We start from the raw sequence: 19,876 nt of genomic DNA on the forward strand, positions 1-19,876 counted from the left end.
CAGGGACATCCGCTTAACGCGATAGTGCCGCTAACGCAAAAGTGCCGCCCTGCAGACGCGGGACGGCACCAGATTAAGCGCTTGGGCTAGATAATCGCGGCGCGAAGGGCGGCAGCAGCTGCGGCCGGGTCTTCGGCGCCGTAGATTGCTCCGCCGGCAACGGCGACCGTTGCTCCGGCGCGCTGCACCGAAGAGATGGTCGACAGGTTCACGCCGCCGGCAAGGGAGAACGGAACCTTGGCGGTCTCGCCCTGGTTGAGCAGTGTGGCGAGCGAGAAGCCGGGCTCGGCCTGCTCGTCGAGTCCAGCGTGCATCTCGACGAACTGGGCACCGAGCGCCGTGACCTCGCGGGCGCGGGTGACCTTGTCGGCAACGCCGATGAGGTCAACGACGATGCCCTTGCCGTGCTTGGTCGCGGCGGCGACGGCTCCGATAATGGTGCTGTCCCCGGCCGTGCCGAGCACGGTGACGAGGTCTGCACCGGCGGCGAAGGCGATGTCGGCTTCGAGCTCGCCGGCATCCATCGTCTTGAGGTCGGCGAAGACGATCTTGTCGGGGTGCGCGTTCTTGATCGCGGTGACGGCGCGCAGGCCCTCTGCCTTGATCAGCGGGGTGCCGAGCTCGATGATGTCGACGTGCGGTGCAACCTGAGCAGCCAGCGTGAGCGCCGCTTCGGTGGTCAGTACGTCCATAGCTACCTGAAGCTTCATGGGATTCTGCTTTCTATTAGTGTTTAAGAGTGGAAAGTTCTTGGAAAGGGTGCGCGCTCTATTCGAGGTTGGCGTGACGCGGCCAGAGCTGTTCGGCCGTGGAACCGCTCGCCTTCCAGAGCGTGTGAAACAGGGCGTCGCCGACGAACAACACCGACTGCTCGAACAGGCCGCCCGAATACTGGGCCGACACCTGCCCGGCGTGGTCCTGCTTGGCAGCCGCGGGAATGACCACGGTCACCGCGGCGAGCCGCCCGAGCGGCGACTCGGGCGCCGTGGTCAGCGCGAGAATGCTCGCCCCCACGCCGTGAGCCGTCTCGGCGGCACGCACAATGGCGCCCGTCGTTCCGGATCCGCTCGCCACCAGCAGCACGTCACCCGACACAATCGCCGGGCTGGTCACCTCGCCCACCACGTGCACGTCGAGGCCGAGGTGCATGAGTCGCATCGCGGTCATCTTCAGTGCCAGCCCGGAGCGGCCAGCACCGAGCACAAATACCCGGGGTGCCGCGGCGAGCAGGGTTGCCGCCTCATCCAGTACTGAAGCGGATGCCGATTGCAGCGCCTCGACGACGCGGCCGTTTTCGGCGAAAATGAGGCCGAGGGCATCCGCTGCCAGTGGGGTGGTTGTCGTTTCGGTCATGATTCAATGTTCCACTCCTTCGAGTGGGAATGCTGCCCGCCAAACGAGCGGTTTTCCTACCCAAACGGATGGCTCTGGGTGGGCTCCGAGGATGGCCCGGGTAGGCTGGGGGCATGACTTCCGCTCCATCTAACCCCGGCGTGCGCGCCACCGCCACTGAGGCCGCTGCGGGCAGCACGGCCGCCGCCCTCCGGTCTGATGCTGGTACCGGAGCAGCCGAACCGGCCGCGTCATCCGCCACGACCGCAAAACGCTCGACGCTCCCCGCAAACTCCCCGGTTCAAACAGCGCGCAGCGCAGCCGCCGAACGTTCCAAACTCATCGCCGACCTCACCGACGCACACGCCACCACGCTGGAATCCCTGCTCGCTGTGCTGCGCTCCGGCAGCACGAGTGACACCGCCGCCCGACAGAAGGCCACCGAACTCGCCGCCGCTGCGATGGTCGCCCTGCGCGCGGTGAGCGACCTCGATCGCAGTCTCACCGAGGAACCCGTCGCCCGCGCCTTCGAACGCCTAAGGAACGACCTGCGCCCGCTCGTGCGCTTCGGCGACCTCGACGTGCAGTTCATCGAGCCGCCGGTGAACGGTCGGGCATTGCCCGGCGAGGTCGCCCACGAAGCCCGCGCCATCGTGCGCGGCGCCGTACTCGCCCTCGTCGAACAGGCCGGGGTCGCGCGGGTGCGCGTGCAGTGGGACTGCGACGGAAGTAACCTGCTCATCCGCATTCGGGACGACGGTCCGGGCAACCTCGATGCCGAGGTTCCGAGCGTGCGCCAGCTCGCCGCCCGCGTCGTCGCGCTCAGCGGCACCCTCAACGTGGAGGCCACCGCCGGCTGGGGCTCCGAGATGGCCGTGTCGCTGCCGCTCGACGCGCCCACGGCATCCGTCACCACCGCCGCGGCCTGGGGCCTCAGCCCACGCGAACGCGGCGTGCTCGAACTCGTCGCCTCTGGGGCGCGCAACAAGGCCATCGCACAGGCCCTGACCATCAGCGAGAACACAGTGAAGTTTCACGTGGCCAACCTGCTGCGCAAGGTCGGTGCCTCGACCCGCGTCGAGCTGGCCGCCCTCGCTCGCTAAGCGGATGCCCAGCGCCAGCTATGCCTGGCACCCGCAGACTCGGGCGCCAGTTCCCGGTCATAGCGCCAGCGATGCCCGGAGCGATGGCCCCCAACGGGCGCGGTGACCGCGACCCCGGTAGGACCCGAGCGCGCAACCAGCGCTAGGGTGAAGGAGTCAGAAGACACACCAACCACGGGAGCGCGCACCAGCGAGCTGAGAGGACGGCCAGGGCCGTCGACCGTTGAACCTGTCCGGGTAATGCCGGCGTAGGAAGTTCGAAACCAATGCGCACAATTGATGAAACAACCATGTCAAAAACGGTCACGACCGGCCCGATCCAGGGCAGCAGCAAACGCTACGAACCGGTAAAGGACTGGCCCGGACTCGAAGTTCCCGTTCGCCGGGTGAACCTCAGCAACGGCGAACACTTCGACCTGTACGACACGTCCGGCCCGTACACCGACGAGACGGCCACCATCGATCTCGAGACGGGGCTGCCGCAGACTCGGGCCGGGTGGGAGCATCCGCTGCCCATCGATGGCGCTGCCACCCAGCTGGTCTGGGCCCGCGCCGGCATTGTCACGCCGGAGATGGCCTACATCGCCGCGCGCGAGGGCGTCTCGGTCGAGCTCGTCCGCGACGAGGTGGCGCGCGGCCGGGCCGTCATTCCGGCCAACCACAAGCATCCGGAGAGCGAGCCGATGATCATCGGCAAGGCCTTCACCGTGAAGATCAACGCGAACATCGGCAACTCGGCGGTGACCTCGTCGATCGCCGAAGAGGTCGAGAAGATGGTCTGGGCGGCCCGCTGGGGCGCCGACACCCTGATGGATCTCTCCACCGGCAAGGACATTCACCTCACTCGGGAGTGGATCATGCGCAACTCGCCCATTCCGGTGGGCACCGTTCCGCTCTACCAGGCCGTTGAAAAGGTCAACGGCGACCCGTCGCTACTCACCTGGGAGATCTACCGCGACACCGTGATCGAGCAGTGCGAGCAGGGCGTCGACTACATGACCGTGCACGCCGGCGTGCTGCTGCGCTACGTGCCGCTGACCGCCAACCGGGTGACCGGAATCGTCTCGCGCGGCGGCTCGATCATGGCCGCCTGGTGCCTCGCGCACCACCAGGAGAGTTTTCTCTACACCCACTTCGTGGAGCTGTGCGAGATTCTGCGCCGCTACGACGTGACCTTCTCGCTCGGCGACGGCCTGCGCCCCGGCTCGATCGCCGACGCGAACGACGAGGCCCAGTTCGCGGAGCTGCGCACCCTCGGTGAGCTGACGAAGGTCGCGAAGTCCTACGGAGTGCAGGTGATGATCGAGGGCCCCGGCCACGTTCCGATGCACAAGATCGTTGAAAACGTGGCGCTCGAGGAGGAACTCTGCGAGGAGGCCCCGTTCTACACGCTCGGCCCGCTCGCCACCGACATCGCTCCGGCCTACGACCACATCACGAGCGCGATCGGCGCGGCCATCATCGCCCAGGCCGGCACCGCCATGCTCTGCTACGTCACGCCCAAGGAACACCTCGGCCTGCCCAACCGCGACGACGTGAAAACCGGCGTGATCACCTACAAGATCGCCGCGCACTCCGCCGACCTGGGCAAACAGCATCCGCGCGCCCAGGAACGCGACGACGCCCTCAGTCGGGCCCGGTTCGAATTTCGTTGGACCGACCAGTTCGCGCTCTCGCTCGACCCGGACACCGCGCAGAGCTTTCACGACGAGACGCTGCCGGCCGGCCCCGCCAAGGCCGCCCACTTCTGCAGCATGTGCGGTCCCAAGTTCTGTTCCATGCGTATTTCAGCGGATGTTCGGGTGTACGCCGAAGAGAACGGCCTCACCAGTCTCGAGGCCATCGAGGCGGGAATGGCCGAGAAGTCGGCCGAGTTCACCCGTCTGGGCAGCTCGGTCTATCTACCGCCGCGGGTGCTCTGATGACGGTCATTTTCGACAAGCGGATGCCCACCGGGCACTCCCACGGTCGCCGCTTCCGGGGTCGCCGGTGCCCGGATCGCTGGCGCCGCGAGCAGTTGTGAACGACCGGTCGCGAAGGACCTTCGCTACTCCAGCCCGTTCGCCCGCGCGACCCAGCCAGCCAGGCCAGGCTCGGCTTGGGCGTGCGAACGAACGTCTCGTGGTCGACCTCGATGAGCCCTAATGTCGGCCGGAATCCGCTCGCGCACTCGTAGTTGTCGAGGGCGCTCCAGTGCTCGTAGCCGAGCACCTCGATGCCGTCCTTGACGGGCGCGCCCACGCCAGCCCATCCGCGACAAACCAGACCGGAGCAGGGTTTTCCCATGGTCCCGCGGTCAGAATTCCGCACATGACTCCCGCGAATGTAACGCTGCGTCTGGTGCGTCCCGACGACGGGGAGAAGCATCCGGGCACCACACGGCACAGGCGTCCCTCGCCTCGCACCCTGTTCCAACGCCGCCGCAAAATTCTGATCCCATTGGCCATCGCCTGGCTCGTGATGGCTGCCCTGGCTGGCGTGCTGCTGCTCACCGGTACGAAGCCGAGCACCCCGTTCGGCGATACGGCCGCCGTGCCCGGCGGACTCGCCCGCATCAGCGCGATCATCCCGCTCGAAACCGATGGCTGGGTGCCGGCGACCGCCGCCGATCTGCTCTCCAGCCCGGTGCAGCCCGGGGCCCACCGCGTGCGCATTCTGCTCGAACTGACCGAAACGGATGCCTCCGGCCTCGCCTTTCGCGCCGCCGACTACTCCCTGTCCGGACTCGGCGCGCGGTCCACCGCGCTCTGGGTCGACCCGGCGGAGCAGAGCGGAGCATCCGTTCAAGCGACCCTCGTTTTCGAAATCCCCAATCAGGTCATTGCCCTCGTCCTGGACGGGCCTCAGGGGGCCAGCCTGTCCCTCGGAACCGGGCATCATACCAACTCCTGAAATGATCCCCGAAATTGGGGGTAATTTCCTAGTCCACCCGCGGCTTACCCCGGCTTGGGCAAACAGGCATCATTGTCGCATTCCAACAGTGGAGGTCGTTATGACAATGGAATCGGAAACCCGAGTGCAGCCAGCCAGCGCGCCCGTCGCACACCTCAGCGTTCAACTCTTCGGCAACCTGACCATTCGATGCGGCCCCGTTGTTCTGCACGCCCACGAACTCGGCGGACCGAAACCACGCCAGATCCTGGAGATTCTTCTCGTACACGTTGGCCTCCCGGTGTCGAAAGACCACCTGATCGAATTGCTCTGGGGAGCAAACCCTCCAGCCGAAGCCCTGCCCACCCTGGAAAGTTATGTCAGCGTGCTGCGCCGCCACCTGCAGCCCGGTGCGGGAAAGTTCGGGCCGTTGCAGACGACGACCGGCGGCTATGTGTTGGACCGCGACCTGGTCGATGTCGACCTTGAACAGTTCGACGATCTGCTGCAACGAGCCCAGAAAACCAATCCCGAGCTGGCTTACCCCTTCTTACTTCGCGCCCTCGACCTCGCCCAAGCCCCACTGCTCTGCGATGAACTGGTCGCAGCGTGGGCATCGGAGGCGCGGGACCTGCACGAGTCCCGGCTGACCGTCGCCCGCGTTCTGGCGTCCGAAACCGCCGCTGCTCTGCACCGGATCGACGATTCCGTCGATCTCGCCAACCTCGCGATTGCCAATGACCCGCTCAATGAACGAGCCTGGACGGCCCTCATCCTCGGGCTGGAGGCTGCCGGGTGCCACGCCCAGGGCCTGCAGGCCTATGACCGGTGCCGCCATGCCATGCAGAGCGAACTGGGCTGCGCACCCGGCCAGATTCTGCGCTCAGCCCAGCTGCGTCTGCTGCACGCGACGGCCACCGAAGACGGCGACCTTGCCGACGTGCTCTCGGCTTTTCTCGTGCTGCACGAACACCTGGGAGTGCCAGCACCCGATTCTCACCCCCGCACGAGCACACTTCCGCGACCAGAGCCGGTCCCGGATTCCCTCCGAGAGGCCACTGATGTCATCACGTCATTCCTGCGCCGCGCCGTCGCTCGCGCCTGATTCCCGGGTAGTATCACATGGGGGACAAAAACAGCGGGACTCGACGGAATTTCAGGTTCTGCAGATGCTGGTTTCGTCTATCGAGCTAACACAGCTCGGGACAGGGCAGAGAGGTCTCCGCAGATGACCACGCAAATGTCCCCCCTCGAACCTTACTTCCAGGGAACGGCCGTTCAACCGCCGCCGCCCGCCCAGATTCGCATTCTCATCGTCGACGATCACAGGACCTTCGCTGAACTGCTCACCGATTCCCTCAACCGCGAGCCTGACCTGTGCAGCGTCGGATCAGCCAACGACGTCGCAAGCGGTATCGCCGCGTGTCTGGAGCTGCGCCCCGACGTCGTCGTCATGGACTATCACCTACCCGACGGCAGTGGGCTCGTCGCGGCCGCGGCCATCCTGGCGCGCGCCCCGCAGACCCGCATCGTCATCCTCACCGGCGACCCGGCCCTCGAGGCCCTCGAACAGGCCGCGGCGATCGGCGTCTGCGCCTTCCTGCCCAAGGACGGTTCGCTCGCCACGGTGCTCGATACCCTCCGGCACGCTCGGATTGGCGGATTCATCGTGCATCCGTCGCTCGTGAGCCTGCTCAGCGCCCGACGCCGACAGCACAACGATGAGATTCCGTTTCCCGAGCTGACCAAGCGCGAGCTCGCCGTGCTCCGCCTCATGGGAGAGGGTTCCGACGTTCGGGCCAACTCCAAGACCCTCGGCATCTCGGAGAACACCTGCCGGGGTTACGTCAAGTCCATCCTCGGCAAGCTCGGCGCACACTCACAACTGGAGGCCGTCGTGATCGCCACTCGACTGGGCTTGGTTCCCGCCCAGCATGTCTAACTCGGCGGCGAAGCCCAGCCGCCTCGACCGAACCCGGTCGGACGAACGTTCCGAGGTGCGGTCGGCGGTGGGTCGGTTCATCACCGTCGGCGTCATCGCCATGATGATCATCGCCGTGCCGGCCGCACTCTGGGTTCGCGCTGAATCCATGAGCAACGCCATGGACAACGCCATCCAACAGGCTCAACGCCTCGCCGACTATTCCATCGGACCGCTCATTACCGACGACCTCCTCGCGGGGTTGCCCGGATCGACCCGTCGGCTGGACGACCGCCTGGCTCCCCGCATCTCCGACGGATCGATTGTGCGCATCAAGGTCTGGGATTCCGGGGGGCGAATCGTGTACTCCGACTTCCCGGCATTGGTCGGCCAGGTCTTCGACCTGCCGAGCTTTGCCCCTGAACTCCTGGCCGGAGGCAAGGGGCATGCAAACCTCGGCGTGCAGGACGGCGCCGAGAACGCGCACGAATCCCAGGCCGGCGAATTGGTCGAGGTGCACGTGCGCACCACGGCGGCCAACGGTCAGGTCGTAATTTTGGAGGCGTACTTCAATGACGACGGGGTCCGTGACGAGCAAAACGCACTCGTGGTCGGGCTGATTCCCACCTTCCTGCTGTCCCTTGGAGCCCTTCAAATGGCCCAGCTCGTGCCGGCGATCCAGCTGGCCCGGCGCATCCAGGGTCACCAGTCAACGAAACGCCGCCTCCTGCAGCACGCGATCGACGCCTCCGACCTGGAACGCCAGCGCATTGCCCGTGATCTGCACGACGAAGTCATTCAAGATCTGGCCGGCCTGTCCTACGCCCTCGAAGCCGAGGAAATGCATTCCACCCCCGAGAATCGGGCGCTCTTCGGCCAGGCCAAGGCCATCCTGCAAAAAAACGTGCGCACCCTGCGCGCTATGACGACCGAGCTCTACCCACCCGATCTGGCCGAACTCGGACTGCCGGCCGCCCTCACCCGGCTGGCCGCCCCGCTGCTCGAGCACGACATCGAGGTCAAACTGCATATTCCCCCCGACTGCGATCTCGACCGGGACCGCTCGGCGATGTTCTATCGGGTGGCCCGCGAGGTGCTCGCCAACACCCTTAAGCATGCCAAGGCCGGCACCGTCGAGCTGACGCTCATGCAAGATACCGATCGCACCATCCTGCTCATCCATGACAACGGCTGCGGCTTCGACATGGCCGCGGACGCACCCGAGAATCACATGGGTCTGCGCATCATGCGCGACACCATCGAGGTCGCCGGCGGCACCCTCGAAGTGCGCTCCTGGGTGGGCGGTGGTACCTCCGTCATGGCTACTCTGGATCGGGTCGTTCCGGTTCGAACGCGCTAGCCCGAAGCCCGCGCCGCCGCTGCACCAGACTCCAACCGGCGAGCAGCACCGTCACGCCCAGCACCACCGCGAGTCCGATCCAGTAGGCCAGCCACGGTCCCAACGGTGTCGAGTCAACCTCGGCCCCGGCCACCGGCGCATCGCTCACCACCTCATGCGAGGTTCCGCCAGCCAAGACCACCGGCTGTGGGATCGGTTCGGCGGCGATGTCAACGCCCGCCCCGCCGGGAGTGCCGGCCAGGACAGCCACCCGCCGGGGTGTGGTGCCGGCCGGGCGTGCCATCGCGCTGCGCACGGAGTCCACCATTTCGTCGCCCAACAGTGTCCCGAGGTAGCTCACGCCCAAGGTGTCGGCGCCAGCCGTGGTCTCGTAGTTTCCCAGAGCATCAGAGAGGATGCCTTCACGCGCAATAGCATCGGCCAACGCCCCCGGGTCGGTCGCGTCCACCTCGAAGACGAGATCGTGCACCAGAACGGTCAGCACGAAGTACTGCGCGGGTTGGGTGGCCGTCGATGCATCGATAAGGCCGCGCGCGTCGTCTTCGGTCGACCCCGCCGGCAGCAGCAGGGTCAGCTGGGGCACGGCCTGCTCCAGCACCCCGGCCGGCAACACATCCGGGGAAATCTCGGCGAGCCTGAGGTTGGCACCGTCGGCATGCTGGTCCACGCCGGCGCGCAACGTGGGCAGATCGGCATCCGCTTTCGTATGTATCGCGAGTACGACCCGGCGTTGCACCAGTGGTCCGTCGTAGTTGACCAGGGGTCGGCCATTGCCAATTTCGCTGCGTGAAGCGGATGCCGCGGCTGGCCTAGTCGAGGTGCTGGTCGTGCCAGGCGGGGCCGAGGCCCAAGCCGTGCAGCCACTCAGCACTCCAGCCGCCAGTAAACCAGCGTTGAGCAGAGCGAGCAGCCGCACCGCCGAGGTCGGACGGGTCGCGTGAACCATCAGGTGCCGGCTGGCAGCCCCGGCAGGTACACCGGCGGGTAGGCATTCATCGGCATCGTGTCCCAATAGGCGGGATCGGAGTAGATCGGGTCGTTCACCCGGGAGTCTCCCACCGCGAATTGCGCCATCATGTCATGGTCCTCGTGCACCAGGTTGTGGCAGTGAATCATGTAGCGGCCGCCGGCCTCCGGCCCGGTGTCGAACTGCATGAGCGCCGTGATCGACTCGTTCTCGCCGACGTAGAAGACGTCCTTCGGCCCGTTTTCCCAGACGAACGGCTTGCCGCCGTTGGTGTTTCGGCCGACGATCTTGGCATCGATCAGGTGAATGTGCACCGGGTGGAACCAACCGCCGGAGCCGTTGGTGATGGTCCACTGCTCGACATCGTAAGGCTGCGGGTTCGCGAACAACTGGGTGAAGCGGGAAGCCACGACGTCGTCCCAGGTCGTGCCATTGATCTTCCAGACGCCATTCACCTTCTCCACCTTGAGGCTGCGTTTGACTTTGGCCATGGCAGGGGTGAGGCTCATCGTGGCGATCCCGCCCTGGTGCGGGTTGACAGAGCCGCCGTCATCGAGCGTTGCCGGAATCGACGTGATGCCGCCCAGGTTCGACCCGGAATCAGCACCGACCTCGAACTGCATGATCTTGTTGGTGTTGACGAAGTTGACGTTGTTCTTGTTGCTCAGATTCAGCAGGCCGATCTTTTGCCCGACCCGATACTTGCGAAAGTCGATCAGGATCTCGTACCGCTCTGCCGTGCCGTGGCGCCAGGAGGCGACGGGCTGCACGATGGGCACCATCCCGCCATCAGTCGCGACGATGTAGACCGGGTCGCCGGTCGACAAGGTTGGGCGATAGGACCGCGAAATGGAGGCGACCAGCACGCGAAAGCGGTAGATGCGTGGCTTGACCTTCATGGTCGGCCACGGCACCCCGTTGACCAGAATGATGTCGCCGTAGAGGCCGCTGTGCAGCCGGTCGTTGTATCCAAGCGATCCGTCGGCGTTAAACATGGCGTCGGAGATCATCAGCGGTACGTCGAACTCCCCCTGGGGGAGTTGCGCACTCTCATAGCGGTCGGTCAGGGGGTAGAACGCGGCCAGTCCCGAATAGACGTTCTGGGCGGTGAGGTGCTGATTATGGTCGTGGTACCACAAAGTGCGGGCATTCTGCCAGTTCGGATATCGGTAGGTCTTGACGTTGCCGGGCGCCGTCGAGTCGTTCGCATAGCCGTCGTACTGCGGCAGCGACGCCGAGCCGTGCAGGTGGGTCACGGTACGGAAGGCGCTGGGATGCAGCAGGCCTTTGGCCGGCAGTGCGTTGCGAATGCGCACCTCGCACCGGGTGCCCTGCCTAGCCCGAATGGTCGGCCCTGGGAAGATGCCGTTGTAGCCGGCGATCGTGGTCGACAGGCCCGGCACAAACTGCGCCTGGCCAAGTTTTTGGGTGAGTGCGTACCGGGCGAATGGGCGGTCGGGGTCACCCTCGTCGAAACCGGTTTGGTACGGGGCCAGCACCGGCGGGCGGCGAAAGACGCCGGCGTAGGGCACCGGCATATTCGCGGGGGCGAGCTGGCTTTGAGTGGGCAGCGGCACGATCGGAACGTCATTGTCATTCCCTTCCATGCTGGCCAGACCAAGCGCACCGAAGGCGCCGAGCTGGAGAACTTCCCTGCGTGATGTCATTTCTCTCCTCAAGGCTTTGTGCTGTTCAGCTGTAGTGGTGGGACCGGCCGGCGACTGGATTCAGTCGCCGGCCGGGTGAAGCGGATCAGGTCGTTCTTAGAGCACGGTGCCGGTCGTGAAGGTCCACGTACTCGTCACCAGGGGGTTTCCGATCAGATCTCGAACGCTCGTGGTACCACCGGTGATGGTCACCCGGTATTGAACATTGGAGGTCAGGGTCACCGAGGGGTTGATCGTCAACACGTTGGTGGTGGCGTTGAACGCCGCCGCCGATGTGACAACCGCGCCGGTGGAGACCCGGGTGATCTGAACCGTGGTCGCGCTGACTCCGGTGATGTCTTCGCTGAAGGTCGCGAGCACGTTGGCGTTCCGGCGCACCCCGGTGGCTCCCGAAGCGGGAGTTCTCGTGGTGATCGTCGGAGCCGGGCCGGTGATGAACGACCAGGTACTTGTCGCCATCGTGTTGCCGGCCGCGTCCCGAATGCCCGACAGAGTAGCCGTGTAGCTGCGGTCGGCGAGCAAAGTCGCACTCGGGTTCAACGTCGCGACCCGAGTCGTGGCATTGTACGAAACCAGCGCCGGAACCACCGTGGTACCGAGCCGCAGCACGAACGTCGTTCCGCTGACCCCAGCGACAGGTTCACTGAACGTTGCCGTCAGATTGCCGGTCTGGCTGACCGAGCGAGCACCGGAGGCCGGCGTGCGTGCGATCACCGTGGGGAGCACGAACTCCGTGCGCGGTGTGACCGCGACCGAACGAGCGGAAGCCGCTCCGGTGCCGACCGCGTTCATCGCGGCGACATCGAAGGTGTACCCGGTTCCGTTGGTCAGCGACCCGATCACCGTGCTGGTGACGTTGGCCACCGTCGCGGTGGCAACAGCCGTTGCTCCCGTTCCGACGAAGGTGCGCACCCGGTAGCCCGTGATCGGTGCCTGGTTGGCCACCGGTGCCGGGGCGGCCCAGTTCACTGTCGCCGATGCGTTACCGGCAACCGGGGTTCCGATCACGGGAGCTCCAGCTACCACCTGCACCACCGGGGCGGTCGGGGTGACTACCACTGACCGGGCCGAGGCCGCTCCGGTGCCGACCGCGTTGATCGCGGCGACGTCGAAGGTGTACCCGGTTCCGTTGGTCAGAGCGGTAATCGTGACGGTAGAGACGTCAGCGACCAGCGAGGTTCGGAACACCGTGGCGCTCGTTCCTTCGTAGGTGCGAACCCGGTAGCCCGTGATTGTCGCCTGGTTGGCCACCGGCGTCGGGGCCGTCCAGTTCACGGCCACCTGGGCGTTACCGGCGACCGGGGTTCCGATCGTCGGAGCATCGGCGACCACCTGCACCACCGGTGCCGACGGAGTCACCGCGTTGGACGGTGCCGAGAATGCGCTCGTCCCCTCCGCATTGGTCGCCGATACCTGGAAGGTGTAGCTGGAGCCGTTGTTCAGCCCGGTGACAACCAGGTTGAACGCGGTTCCGGCTGCGGTGCGGAGTGCACCGAATTGGTCTCCGAACGCGTCGAGCACCTTCACCGAGAAGCTGGTGGCGATGCCGGTCGGCGACGCGGTCCAGTCCACGGTTGCCTGCCCGTTGCCGGCAATGGCAGCACCGATGGTCGGGGTTCCCGGAGCCACGGTGTCGCTGAACTGCAGGCGTTCGATGTTGCGCAGGGTGTCTGTACCGTCGGTACCGCGGTTGTCGTGCACCGTTGTGGTCGATCCGGCAGACCCGAGCGTGCCGTCGCCGCCGGTGGTGGTGACTTCGTAATCGCTGGTCAGTCCTGAGAACTGCGCCGTGTCGGTTCCGCCAGATCCGTACAGGATCTCGCGGACAGCCACGATGTTGCCCGGGTTGACCGCGCCGGCGAAGACAGCTTCCTGCAGCGTCGGCCCGGTGAGCCCACCGGCGCCGTCGGAGAGGTACTGGCTGGTCATTGCACTCTGGTTCGTGCCGTTGATGCTGGCACTGCCGATCTCCGTCGCCGGATCGTTCGGGTTGGTCCGAACGCTCAGTCGAAGGCTGAGGTACGCGTCACCGTCGATGATGTCGTCGGCTCCTCGTCCCTCGATCAGGTCGCTTCCGCCGCCGCCGAGGAGCACGTTGCCGGCGCCCCAGACGTTCGGGCCGGTCAGGATCGGGCAGTCACCCTGTGCCGACAGTGCGACAACGGATGCCAGCGTGGTCGTGAATTCCGGAATCAGCGCGTCGAAGCCCGCAATGCGGTCAACTCCGGCCTGGTCCAGAACGTCACAGCCGATGAAGCCGCCGCCACCCACAGCACCGGGAACAATGTCGTCACCACGCAGGATGTCATTCAGCTTCCAGCCGGAAAGTGCCTCGACTTCATTGAACTTGTCGCGCACACCGACCTGCAGAATGTCGAGGGGCGCGATCGGCAGGGCCAGATCGGCGTCCTGCGCCTGCGGGTCACCCTGGCCGGTCGACCAGTCGTAGCCGGACCCGCCAGCGTTCTTTTCGATTCCCGGACCGGCAACGCCAATGTCGTCGCCACCCTCCATGTCGTAGTCGTCATCGCCGCCCTGGCCGATCATGAAGTCGTGACCGGGCTTCTGTGAGTCGTCCAGGAAGAACAGATTGCTACTGTCTCCGATCATGAGGTCGGGTTGGTTGCCGCCCTCTTCCCAGTCGTCGCCACCGTCACCGAAGGCCGCGTCGAGGCTTTCACCGAGAATGATGAAGTCGTCGTCGGCGCCGCCGAAGGTTTCGTTGGCATTGGCTCCACCGTTGGTGAAGTCCTTGCCCTCGCCACCCATGATGATGTCGAGTCCGGGACCAGCGTCGATCGCGTCGTTACCGGGGCCACCCTTGGGCACGTCGTCTCCGGCAAGGTCGGTGATGATGTCGTCACCTTCACCGCCGAGAGCCACGTCGGCTCCGCCACCACCCTCGATGACGTCGTTGCCGAGGCCACCCCAAAAGGTGTCGTTGTCGTTGCCGCCGAATACCCGATCCACTTGGGCGGTGCCGTTGTAGACCGCCTGGCCGTTGATGCCGGTCGGGTCGACCGTGTTGCGGGCACGGTACTTGATCGTGCCGTCGGGCATGCGAATCAGCAGCGCTGTCTCGTCACACTCGGACTGCGGGTCGTTGGCGACGGTGTTGCCTGAAGCCGCGAAGCCTGCGACGGTTCCAGCCAGGTTCTTCAGCTCGAACTTGCAGTCGGCCGTGGCGAAGGGATCCGCTTTGAGCGAATGCGCGTTCGTGTTGCGCATCATCAATTCAGCAAACGAGTTGCCCTCCAGCTGGGTGCGCAGGTTCATGCCGGGCGTGCGGGCCAGGTAGTACAGCCGGTCACCGTTTTGCAGGTCGGTCATCTGGTTCTCGAACACGTAGTTGAACGTCGTGCCGAGCAGGCCACCGAACGGCGTGGTCATCTCTGCGAGTCCGCCGACCCAGAGGTCGACCTCGTCGAGACCGGTGATCGAGTGCGTGCCCGAGTTGGCCCACGCTCCCGTGCTGTTCATGAAGTCCATGGCGCCATCCGGAGAGAACTCCCCGGCCAGGGCGTCCGGGCTCACGATCAGTCGTGCGGCGTCGCGCTTGCCGTCGAGCGTGGTCGCGCCCGTGATGGTGGGGTACTGACCGTAGGCGGCCACGAAGTTGATCAGCGATTCCGGGTGCTTGAGGTTCTCTCCGAAGTCGATCCAGTTCGTGTAGGGCTTGAGCGCCCCGTCGTTGGTCCTGTTGAACAGGTCGCGGCGGAACACGTTCAACCGCGGCACGCCCTCAGAACGCGCACGGGTCATGTTGATCGCTGCCAGGTCGAGCGGTAGTCCCAGCAGGTTGTTGCGCAGGGTATCGGTGACGAATTCGTCGAGCTCGTTACCAACCTGGTCACTCATGCCCATGATGATGCTGCCGGCGGCTTGCTCCGAGGTTAATTGTCCCTCCGGTCCGCCGTCGGTATACGCAGGCGGGTTGAGGAACCCGTCGAGCAGAGAGATGTTGTTCTGGCTGCCCAGAACGTCATCACCAGTACCGAACAGGCCGTCAACGCCGGGCTTGTCCTCGTTGCGACGCGAAATCGTCTCGGTCAGCATGGAGTGACCGAAGCGGTACACGGCGTGGGCGAACTCCGCCTTGACCGCCGGGTTGATCTCGGTCTGGGTGAACGCGAACGGTTCGAACGGGTTGATACCAGGCTGCACCTTGCGCGCGAATTCCTCGAACACGAGGTGCTGATACTCCATCTCGGTGACGAAACGGGCCGCCTGGAACAGGCGTTCACCGTTCCAGCCGGCGGCTCCGCTGGCCAGCTTCCACTCGGCCAGGGCCGCAACGCCCTTGGCAGAAGTGTCGTTGGTCAGGGTGTTCTCGATATCGTCCACCAGGCGGTCGTGCTCCGAGTGGAAGACCTGGTGAATGGCGGTCAGGCCGATGTTCTCGTTGACGCGACCGTCTCCGGCGATGAAGTGCGCGTTGAGCATTTCATCGTCGTAGGTTCCGGCCGGCTGGCTGGCGAAGTCAGCGGATGCAGTCGAGTTACCGTCCGGGGTCAGTCCGGCTTTCGGCTCCGCGTTGTGCGCGATGTCGGTGAGGAACGGGGTGTTGAAGTACAGGACGTTGCTCGGAACGGCCACGGGGTTCGCCGGGTCACCCTCGACCAGGCCGGTCGCGGTGGCATACTGCGGCATTCCGCGCAGCGGTCCCGGGATGAACTTGCCGTAGGCATCCACTGCCAACATCGGAATGTTGGTGACGTTCTGGTCGACGAGCAGGAGTCCGAGCACGTTCGCGGCCTGGGCCTTGGCGGTCGCCCAGGTGGCCATACCGCCAGCTGTGGGTCCGGCCGGTCCGCCGAGCAGCTTGCCGGTGGCAACCGGTCGATTTCCCTCGGTGACGTACTCGCGCAGAAATACCTGGTGCGAGGCGTGCGAGGAGTAGGTCTGGCTCTGGTCGATCCAAGGCGAGTTGGTGTTGAGGGCATCCCGAATGTCGTCGGCGCTCTCATCGGCCGGGGTGGACGGGTTATCGCCCGCGACGCCGTCGGCTCCGGGCTGGTTCTGGCCGCGGGTCAGCACCATGAAGCGCAGGTTCGGGTCGAGGTCGTCAGCGTTGCCGAACACGTGGTCCGGCCCGGCGACCAGCGGGTCATCGGCCTGCAAGGGCACGAAGACGGTGCCGCCGCCCTTGACCGTCTGGTCAATGCCATGGTCGAAGAACTGGCCGAACAGGGTGAACAGGGAGTTGTATGGCGGCGAGAGGCCGACGTCGGTCGTCACATTCGGCATGAACAGCGTCTCGTGGGAGGGGATACAGCCGGCGGGAACGCCGAACGGCACGTCCGGGCTCGGGTCGGTCGTGCAGGCCACAACGCCCTCATTGCCCTGGGTCCGCACCGGGTTTCCGGCGGCAGCGATGGCGGCCGGGTTGGTCGAGGTCTGATCGACGATCAAATTGCTGACCGTGCGCGGCTCCGAGTCGAAGACGAGGCCCTTTTTCTGGGCGTAGGAGGTCGGGTTCGGCGGTCCGAAGCCGGAGGGAGTGACATCCGCTGCGGAGAAGACCGGCGTCGCCAGGCGCGGGAAGACCTGGTCGGCGGCGCCGAACTGATCCTGGCCGGGCTGCAGGTTGTTGCAGGAACCGTCGACGGTACGCAGGCCGAGCGAGAGCAACGGGCTGGCGATTTGGTTGGGGCCCGTTCCGACCAGGGCGCCACAGGGGCCGGTGGTCGAAGTGGTGTTGGCCACGTGGGCTTCAGCAATCTTGATCTGCTTGAGAATGTAGGCGAGGTCAGAGGCCGTCACGGCGAATCCCTGGCCGACCGGGGCGACGGCGGCCTGGGCCGGGAGGGCGGCCGACAGGCCGAGTCCGGTGTAGAGCACGGCAGCCATGCCGGCGGCGAGTATGCGCATGGGCTTGCCGAGAACCCGCTTGGGTCTTGCACTGTCCTGGAAAGGTGGATTACCTCGCATTCCGCTGGAATTGCAGTTGCTGCGAACGATTCCCTTACCTTCGAACCTGCTCATGACGTACCTATCTCTTCAGGATGGACGAACGCTGCAAGAGTGCTGTGCGGGCCTTATGGAAACCTTGTGCATACGCCGGTATGTCCATCCACCGTCTCCCGCGTTCCGGGCCCGGGCCCCGACCGTCTTCTCGCGGCGGCGCGGCGGCCGCCCACCGTTCCGTGCTAATTTCGCCAGACCATGTCTGATCCGTCTGCACCAGCCGCACTCACCGCCCTCGCCCCGGTTTCCGGCTCCCGGCAAGCGGATGCCCGCAGCCGCGTCGCCGTCGCCGACATCGCCGTCGGCCTGTTCCACACCCAGGGATACGAGGCCACCAGCGCGGCCCAGATCGCCGCCGCCGCCGGGGTGTCCCGCAGCACCTTTTTTCGACAGTTCCGGTCGAAGGACGACGTGATCTTCGCCGATCATGATGAGCTGCTCGAGCAGATCGGCGAGTATTTCACCCGCGAACACGATGACCCGTGGCTGGCCGTGTGCGACGCTGCCGCGCTTGTTTTCGAGCGATTTCGGGAGCGCCTCGAGGTCGTGCGGGTGCGCGACCGGGTGGTGCGCCAGACATCCGTTCTGCGCGACCGGGAAACGGTCATGGTGTCGCGCTATGAGAAGACCTTTTCGGCCTATCTGCGGCGACGGCTGCCGCAGGTCGACCCGGTGCTGGCCATTCAATTCGCTGCGGCAGTGACGGCCACGCACAATTATGAGCTGCGCCGCATGATTCGCGCTGCCGGAACAGAACGGATGCTGGATTCGGCAGGACTGGCCGCCCACCTGCAGGCGGTACGCACTCGCTTTGCCCCCGGAGGCGTGGCCGCGGCCACCCCGGACAGCGAGCTGCTGGTCGCGGTGTTTCCGGCCTCCGCCCTGCCCGACGACGTCGCCCGGGCGATCGCGGGCCGGTACCAATCGGGCGGCATGTGACACTAAGTGTCACTTGACCTGAAACTCAGTGTCAGGTAGAACTGTAGTCACACCCGCTGCTGCGAAAGGCAATGATGCCCGATTACGATGTGTCCGCCCCGCTTGACACCGACTATTACGGCGTCTTCGCCGATGTTCCCGAGGCGGATCGGGCCTTCTGGGGCAGGGCACGTACCTTTGCGGTGGAGACGCTCGACGAGCTGAGCGAAGCCTGGGACAAAGCGGAGTACCCGCTGCACCTGGCTCGCCGCCTCGGCGCGCTTGACCTGCTCACGGACGGCGTCGAAGGTCCGGGCCTCACTCCCATGTCTCCGCTCGCGGCGGGCCTGGTCAACATGGAAATCTCCCGCGGCGATGGTTCGATGGGCACCGTCGTGGCTGTGCAGGGCGGGCTCGCCCTGCGCAGCATCGCCATGTTCGGCAGCGACGAGCAGAAGGCCACCTGGCTGGTGCCGCTGGCCCGGGCCGAAAAGCTCGGTGCCTTCGCCCTGACCGAACCGGACCACGGCTCGGATTCGGTGGCCTTGGAGACCACCGCCCACCGAGACGGTGACGAGTGGGTGATCAACGGCGAGAAGAAGTGGATCGGCAATGGCTCGGTCGGCGACGTGACCGTGGTCTGGGCCCGCGACGACGACGGCAACGTGCGCGGATTTCTGGTCGATCAGTCCCTGCCGGGCTACCACGGTGAGACGATGCTCGGTAAGGGCTCCCTGCGGGCCGTGCACCAGGCCCGCATCACGCTGACCGACGTGCGCATTCCGCTGGACGCCGTCCTGCCGGGCACCCACACCTTCAAGGACACCGCTGTCGTACTGTTCGCGACCCGGCTCGGTGTGGCCTGGTCGGCTCTCGGACACGCCACTGCGGTGTTCGAAGCCGCCCTCAACTATGCCCAGCAGCGGGTGCAGTTCGGTAAGCCGATCGCCGGTTTTCAGATCGTGCAAGAACGCCTCACTCTCATGCTCTCCGAACTCACCTCGATGCAGTTGCACTGCATGCGCCTGGCCGAACTCGACGCGGCCGGAACGCTGCGCCCGATCCAGGCCAGCCTGGCAAAATTCCACAACACCCGGGCGGCGCGCTCGCTCGCGTCGCTAGCCCGCGACATGCTCGGTGGCAACGGCATCCTGCTCGAAAACCACGTTATTCGGCACCTCGCTGACATCGAGTCAATCCACACCTATGAGGGCACCGAGAGCATCCAGTCGCTGCTCATCGGCCGTGACCTCACCGGGGTCAGCGCCTTCCACTAGCCCCACTTCGGTGCATCTTTCCGGACACAGGAGTCCCGCGTGATTGATACCAAGACCAGCTCGCGCAACGATTCACCGCTCACACCGATGCGATTTCTCCAGCGCAGCGCCGAAGTATTCCCAAACAAGGATGCGATCGTTTACGGCGCTCGGCGCTAGAGCTACCTGGAGTTCGCGCAGGCCGCCGAGGAGCTGGCCCACGCCATCCGCTCGCGTATCACGCCGGGCGACCGGGTTATATTCCTCGCGCCGAATATACCCGAGATGCTAATCGCCCACTACGCCGTTCCGCTGGCCGGCGGGGTGCTCGTCGCGTTGAATTCCCGGCTGGCCGGGCCCGAGGTGACCGCCCCAGCACCCAGGCCCTGTCACGGCCGAAACGCGGCGAACCGGCGTTTTGTCAGCATCTGCCTATAGGTTTAGACGCACAATGGAAGACCCTCCCTCGCATAAACCCTCGCCCGCCACCACCGACATGCCTCTCGATCTGAGA

General features: G+C 65.6%; 15 protein-coding genes, 1 pseudogene and 1 riboswitch. Of the genes and pseudogenes, 9 read left to right on the top strand and 7 right to left on the bottom strand.

Annotated features, from left to right (window positions below; genetic code table 11):
- Positions 1-86: 86 nt before the first annotated feature.
- Entirely contained in the window at positions 87-710 is a 624-nt protein-coding gene (hxlA, locus tag CXY80_RS14650; RefSeq protein ID WP_092448092.1) for a 3-hexulose-6-phosphate synthase, read from the bottom strand.
- 58 nt (positions 711-768) lie between these two features.
- Positions 769-1,353, bottom strand: a complete 585-nt coding sequence (hxlB, locus tag CXY80_RS14655; protein ID WP_092448091.1) for a 6-phospho-3-hexuloisomerase — start codon at positions 1,351-1,353, stop codon at positions 769-771.
- A gap of 113 nt (positions 1,354-1,466) precedes the next feature.
- Here hxlB and CXY80_RS14660 point away from each other — a divergent pair, with 113 nt between their 5' ends.
- The gene (locus tag CXY80_RS14660; RefSeq protein WP_104132928.1) at positions 1,467-2,435 is read left to right on the top strand and encodes a response regulator transcription factor family protein; all 969 of its coding nucleotides are present in this window, start codon (positions 1,467-1,469) and stop codon (positions 2,433-2,435) included.
- A gap of 164 nt (positions 2,436-2,599) precedes the next feature.
- Positions 2,600-2,707: riboswitch (TPP riboswitch) on the top strand.
- Positions 2,702-4,357: a phosphomethylpyrimidine synthase ThiC gene (thiC, locus tag CXY80_RS14665; protein WP_092448089.1), complete on the top strand. Its 1,656-nt coding sequence runs from the start codon at positions 2,702-2,704 to the stop codon at positions 4,355-4,357. Its footprint overlaps the riboswitch before it by 6 nt.
- On the opposite strand, the gene CXY80_RS20810 is transcribed toward thiC, so the two are convergent.
- Entirely contained in the window at positions 4,311-4,802 is a 492-nt protein-coding gene (locus CXY80_RS20810; RefSeq protein ID WP_369828700.1) for a family 1 glycosylhydrolase, read from the bottom strand. The two genes, thiC and CXY80_RS20810, sit on opposite strands and share 47 nt — an antisense overlap.
- Between CXY80_RS20810 and CXY80_RS20285 the strand changes: the two genes are divergently transcribed.
- From CXY80_RS20285 to CXY80_RS14685, 4 genes are all read left to right on the top strand, one after another.
- Positions 4,746-5,327 carry a hypothetical protein gene (locus CXY80_RS20285; protein ID WP_233195401.1) on the top strand — a complete coding sequence of 194 codons (582 nt, stop codon included), beginning with the start codon at positions 4,746-4,748 and terminating at the stop codon, positions 5,325-5,327. The two genes, CXY80_RS20810 and CXY80_RS20285, sit on opposite strands and share 57 nt — an antisense overlap.
- A 100-nt stretch (positions 5,328-5,427) precedes the next feature.
- Entirely contained in the window at positions 5,428-6,411 is a 984-nt protein-coding gene (locus tag CXY80_RS14675; RefSeq protein ID WP_158251666.1) for a BTAD domain-containing putative transcriptional regulator, read from the top strand.
- A 123-nt stretch (positions 6,412-6,534) separates the two neighbouring features.
- The gene (locus CXY80_RS14680) at positions 6,535-7,248 is read left to right on the top strand and encodes a response regulator transcription factor (protein WP_104132930.1); all 714 of its coding nucleotides are present in this window, start codon (positions 6,535-6,537) and stop codon (positions 7,246-7,248) included.
- Positions 7,241-8,587, top strand: a complete 1,347-nt coding sequence (locus tag CXY80_RS14685; protein WP_104132931.1) for a sensor histidine kinase — start codon at positions 7,241-7,243, stop codon at positions 8,585-8,587. The genes CXY80_RS14680 and CXY80_RS14685 overlap by 8 nt, the downstream gene beginning before the upstream one ends.
- Here the strand turns inward: CXY80_RS14685 and CXY80_RS14690 are convergent.
- The 4 genes and pseudogenes from CXY80_RS14690 to CXY80_RS20820 form a co-directional block, all read right to left on the bottom strand.
- A complete protein-coding gene (locus tag CXY80_RS14690) occupies positions 8,550-9,533 on the bottom strand; it encodes a hypothetical protein (RefSeq protein ID WP_104132932.1) in 984 nt (327 codons plus the stop codon). The two genes, CXY80_RS14685 and CXY80_RS14690, sit on opposite strands and share 38 nt — an antisense overlap.
- Entirely contained in the window at positions 9,533-11,221 is a 1,689-nt protein-coding gene (locus tag CXY80_RS14695; protein WP_104132933.1) for a multicopper oxidase family protein, read from the bottom strand. The genes CXY80_RS14690 and CXY80_RS14695 overlap by 1 nt, the downstream gene beginning before the upstream one ends.
- A 96-nt stretch (positions 11,222-11,317) precedes the next feature.
- Positions 11,318-13,150, bottom strand: a complete 1,833-nt coding sequence (locus CXY80_RS20815; RefSeq protein ID WP_369828704.1) for a fibronectin type III domain-containing protein — start codon at positions 13,148-13,150, stop codon at positions 11,318-11,320.
- An 807-nt stretch (positions 13,151-13,957) separates the two neighbouring features.
- A pseudogene (locus CXY80_RS20820) lies at positions 13,958-17,206 on the bottom strand (peroxidase family protein); the annotation flags it as partial.
- A 180-nt stretch (positions 17,207-17,386) separates the two neighbouring features.
- On the opposite strand from CXY80_RS20820, the gene CXY80_RS14705 reads away from it, so the two are divergent.
- From CXY80_RS14705 to CXY80_RS20290, 3 genes are all read left to right on the top strand, one after another.
- Positions 17,387-18,127 carry a TetR/AcrR family transcriptional regulator gene (locus CXY80_RS14705; RefSeq protein ID WP_104132934.1) on the top strand — a complete coding sequence of 247 codons (741 nt, stop codon included), beginning with the start codon at positions 17,387-17,389 and terminating at the stop codon, positions 18,125-18,127.
- A gap of 74 nt (positions 18,128-18,201) precedes the next feature.
- Positions 18,202-19,383, top strand: a complete 1,182-nt coding sequence (locus CXY80_RS14710; RefSeq protein ID WP_233195402.1) for an acyl-CoA dehydrogenase family protein — start codon at positions 18,202-18,204, stop codon at positions 19,381-19,383.
- A 165-nt stretch (positions 19,384-19,548) separates the two neighbouring features.
- Positions 19,549-19,800 carry an AMP-binding protein gene (locus CXY80_RS20290; RefSeq protein WP_255411859.1) on the top strand — a complete coding sequence of 84 codons (252 nt, stop codon included), beginning with the start codon at positions 19,549-19,551 and terminating at the stop codon, positions 19,798-19,800.
- Positions 19,801-19,876 lie beyond the last annotated feature (76 nt).

This window comes from Cryobacterium sp. M91 (genome assembly GCF_002929615.1).
GTDB lineage: Bacteria > Actinomycetota > Actinomycetes > Actinomycetales > Microbacteriaceae > Cryobacterium > Cryobacterium levicorallinum.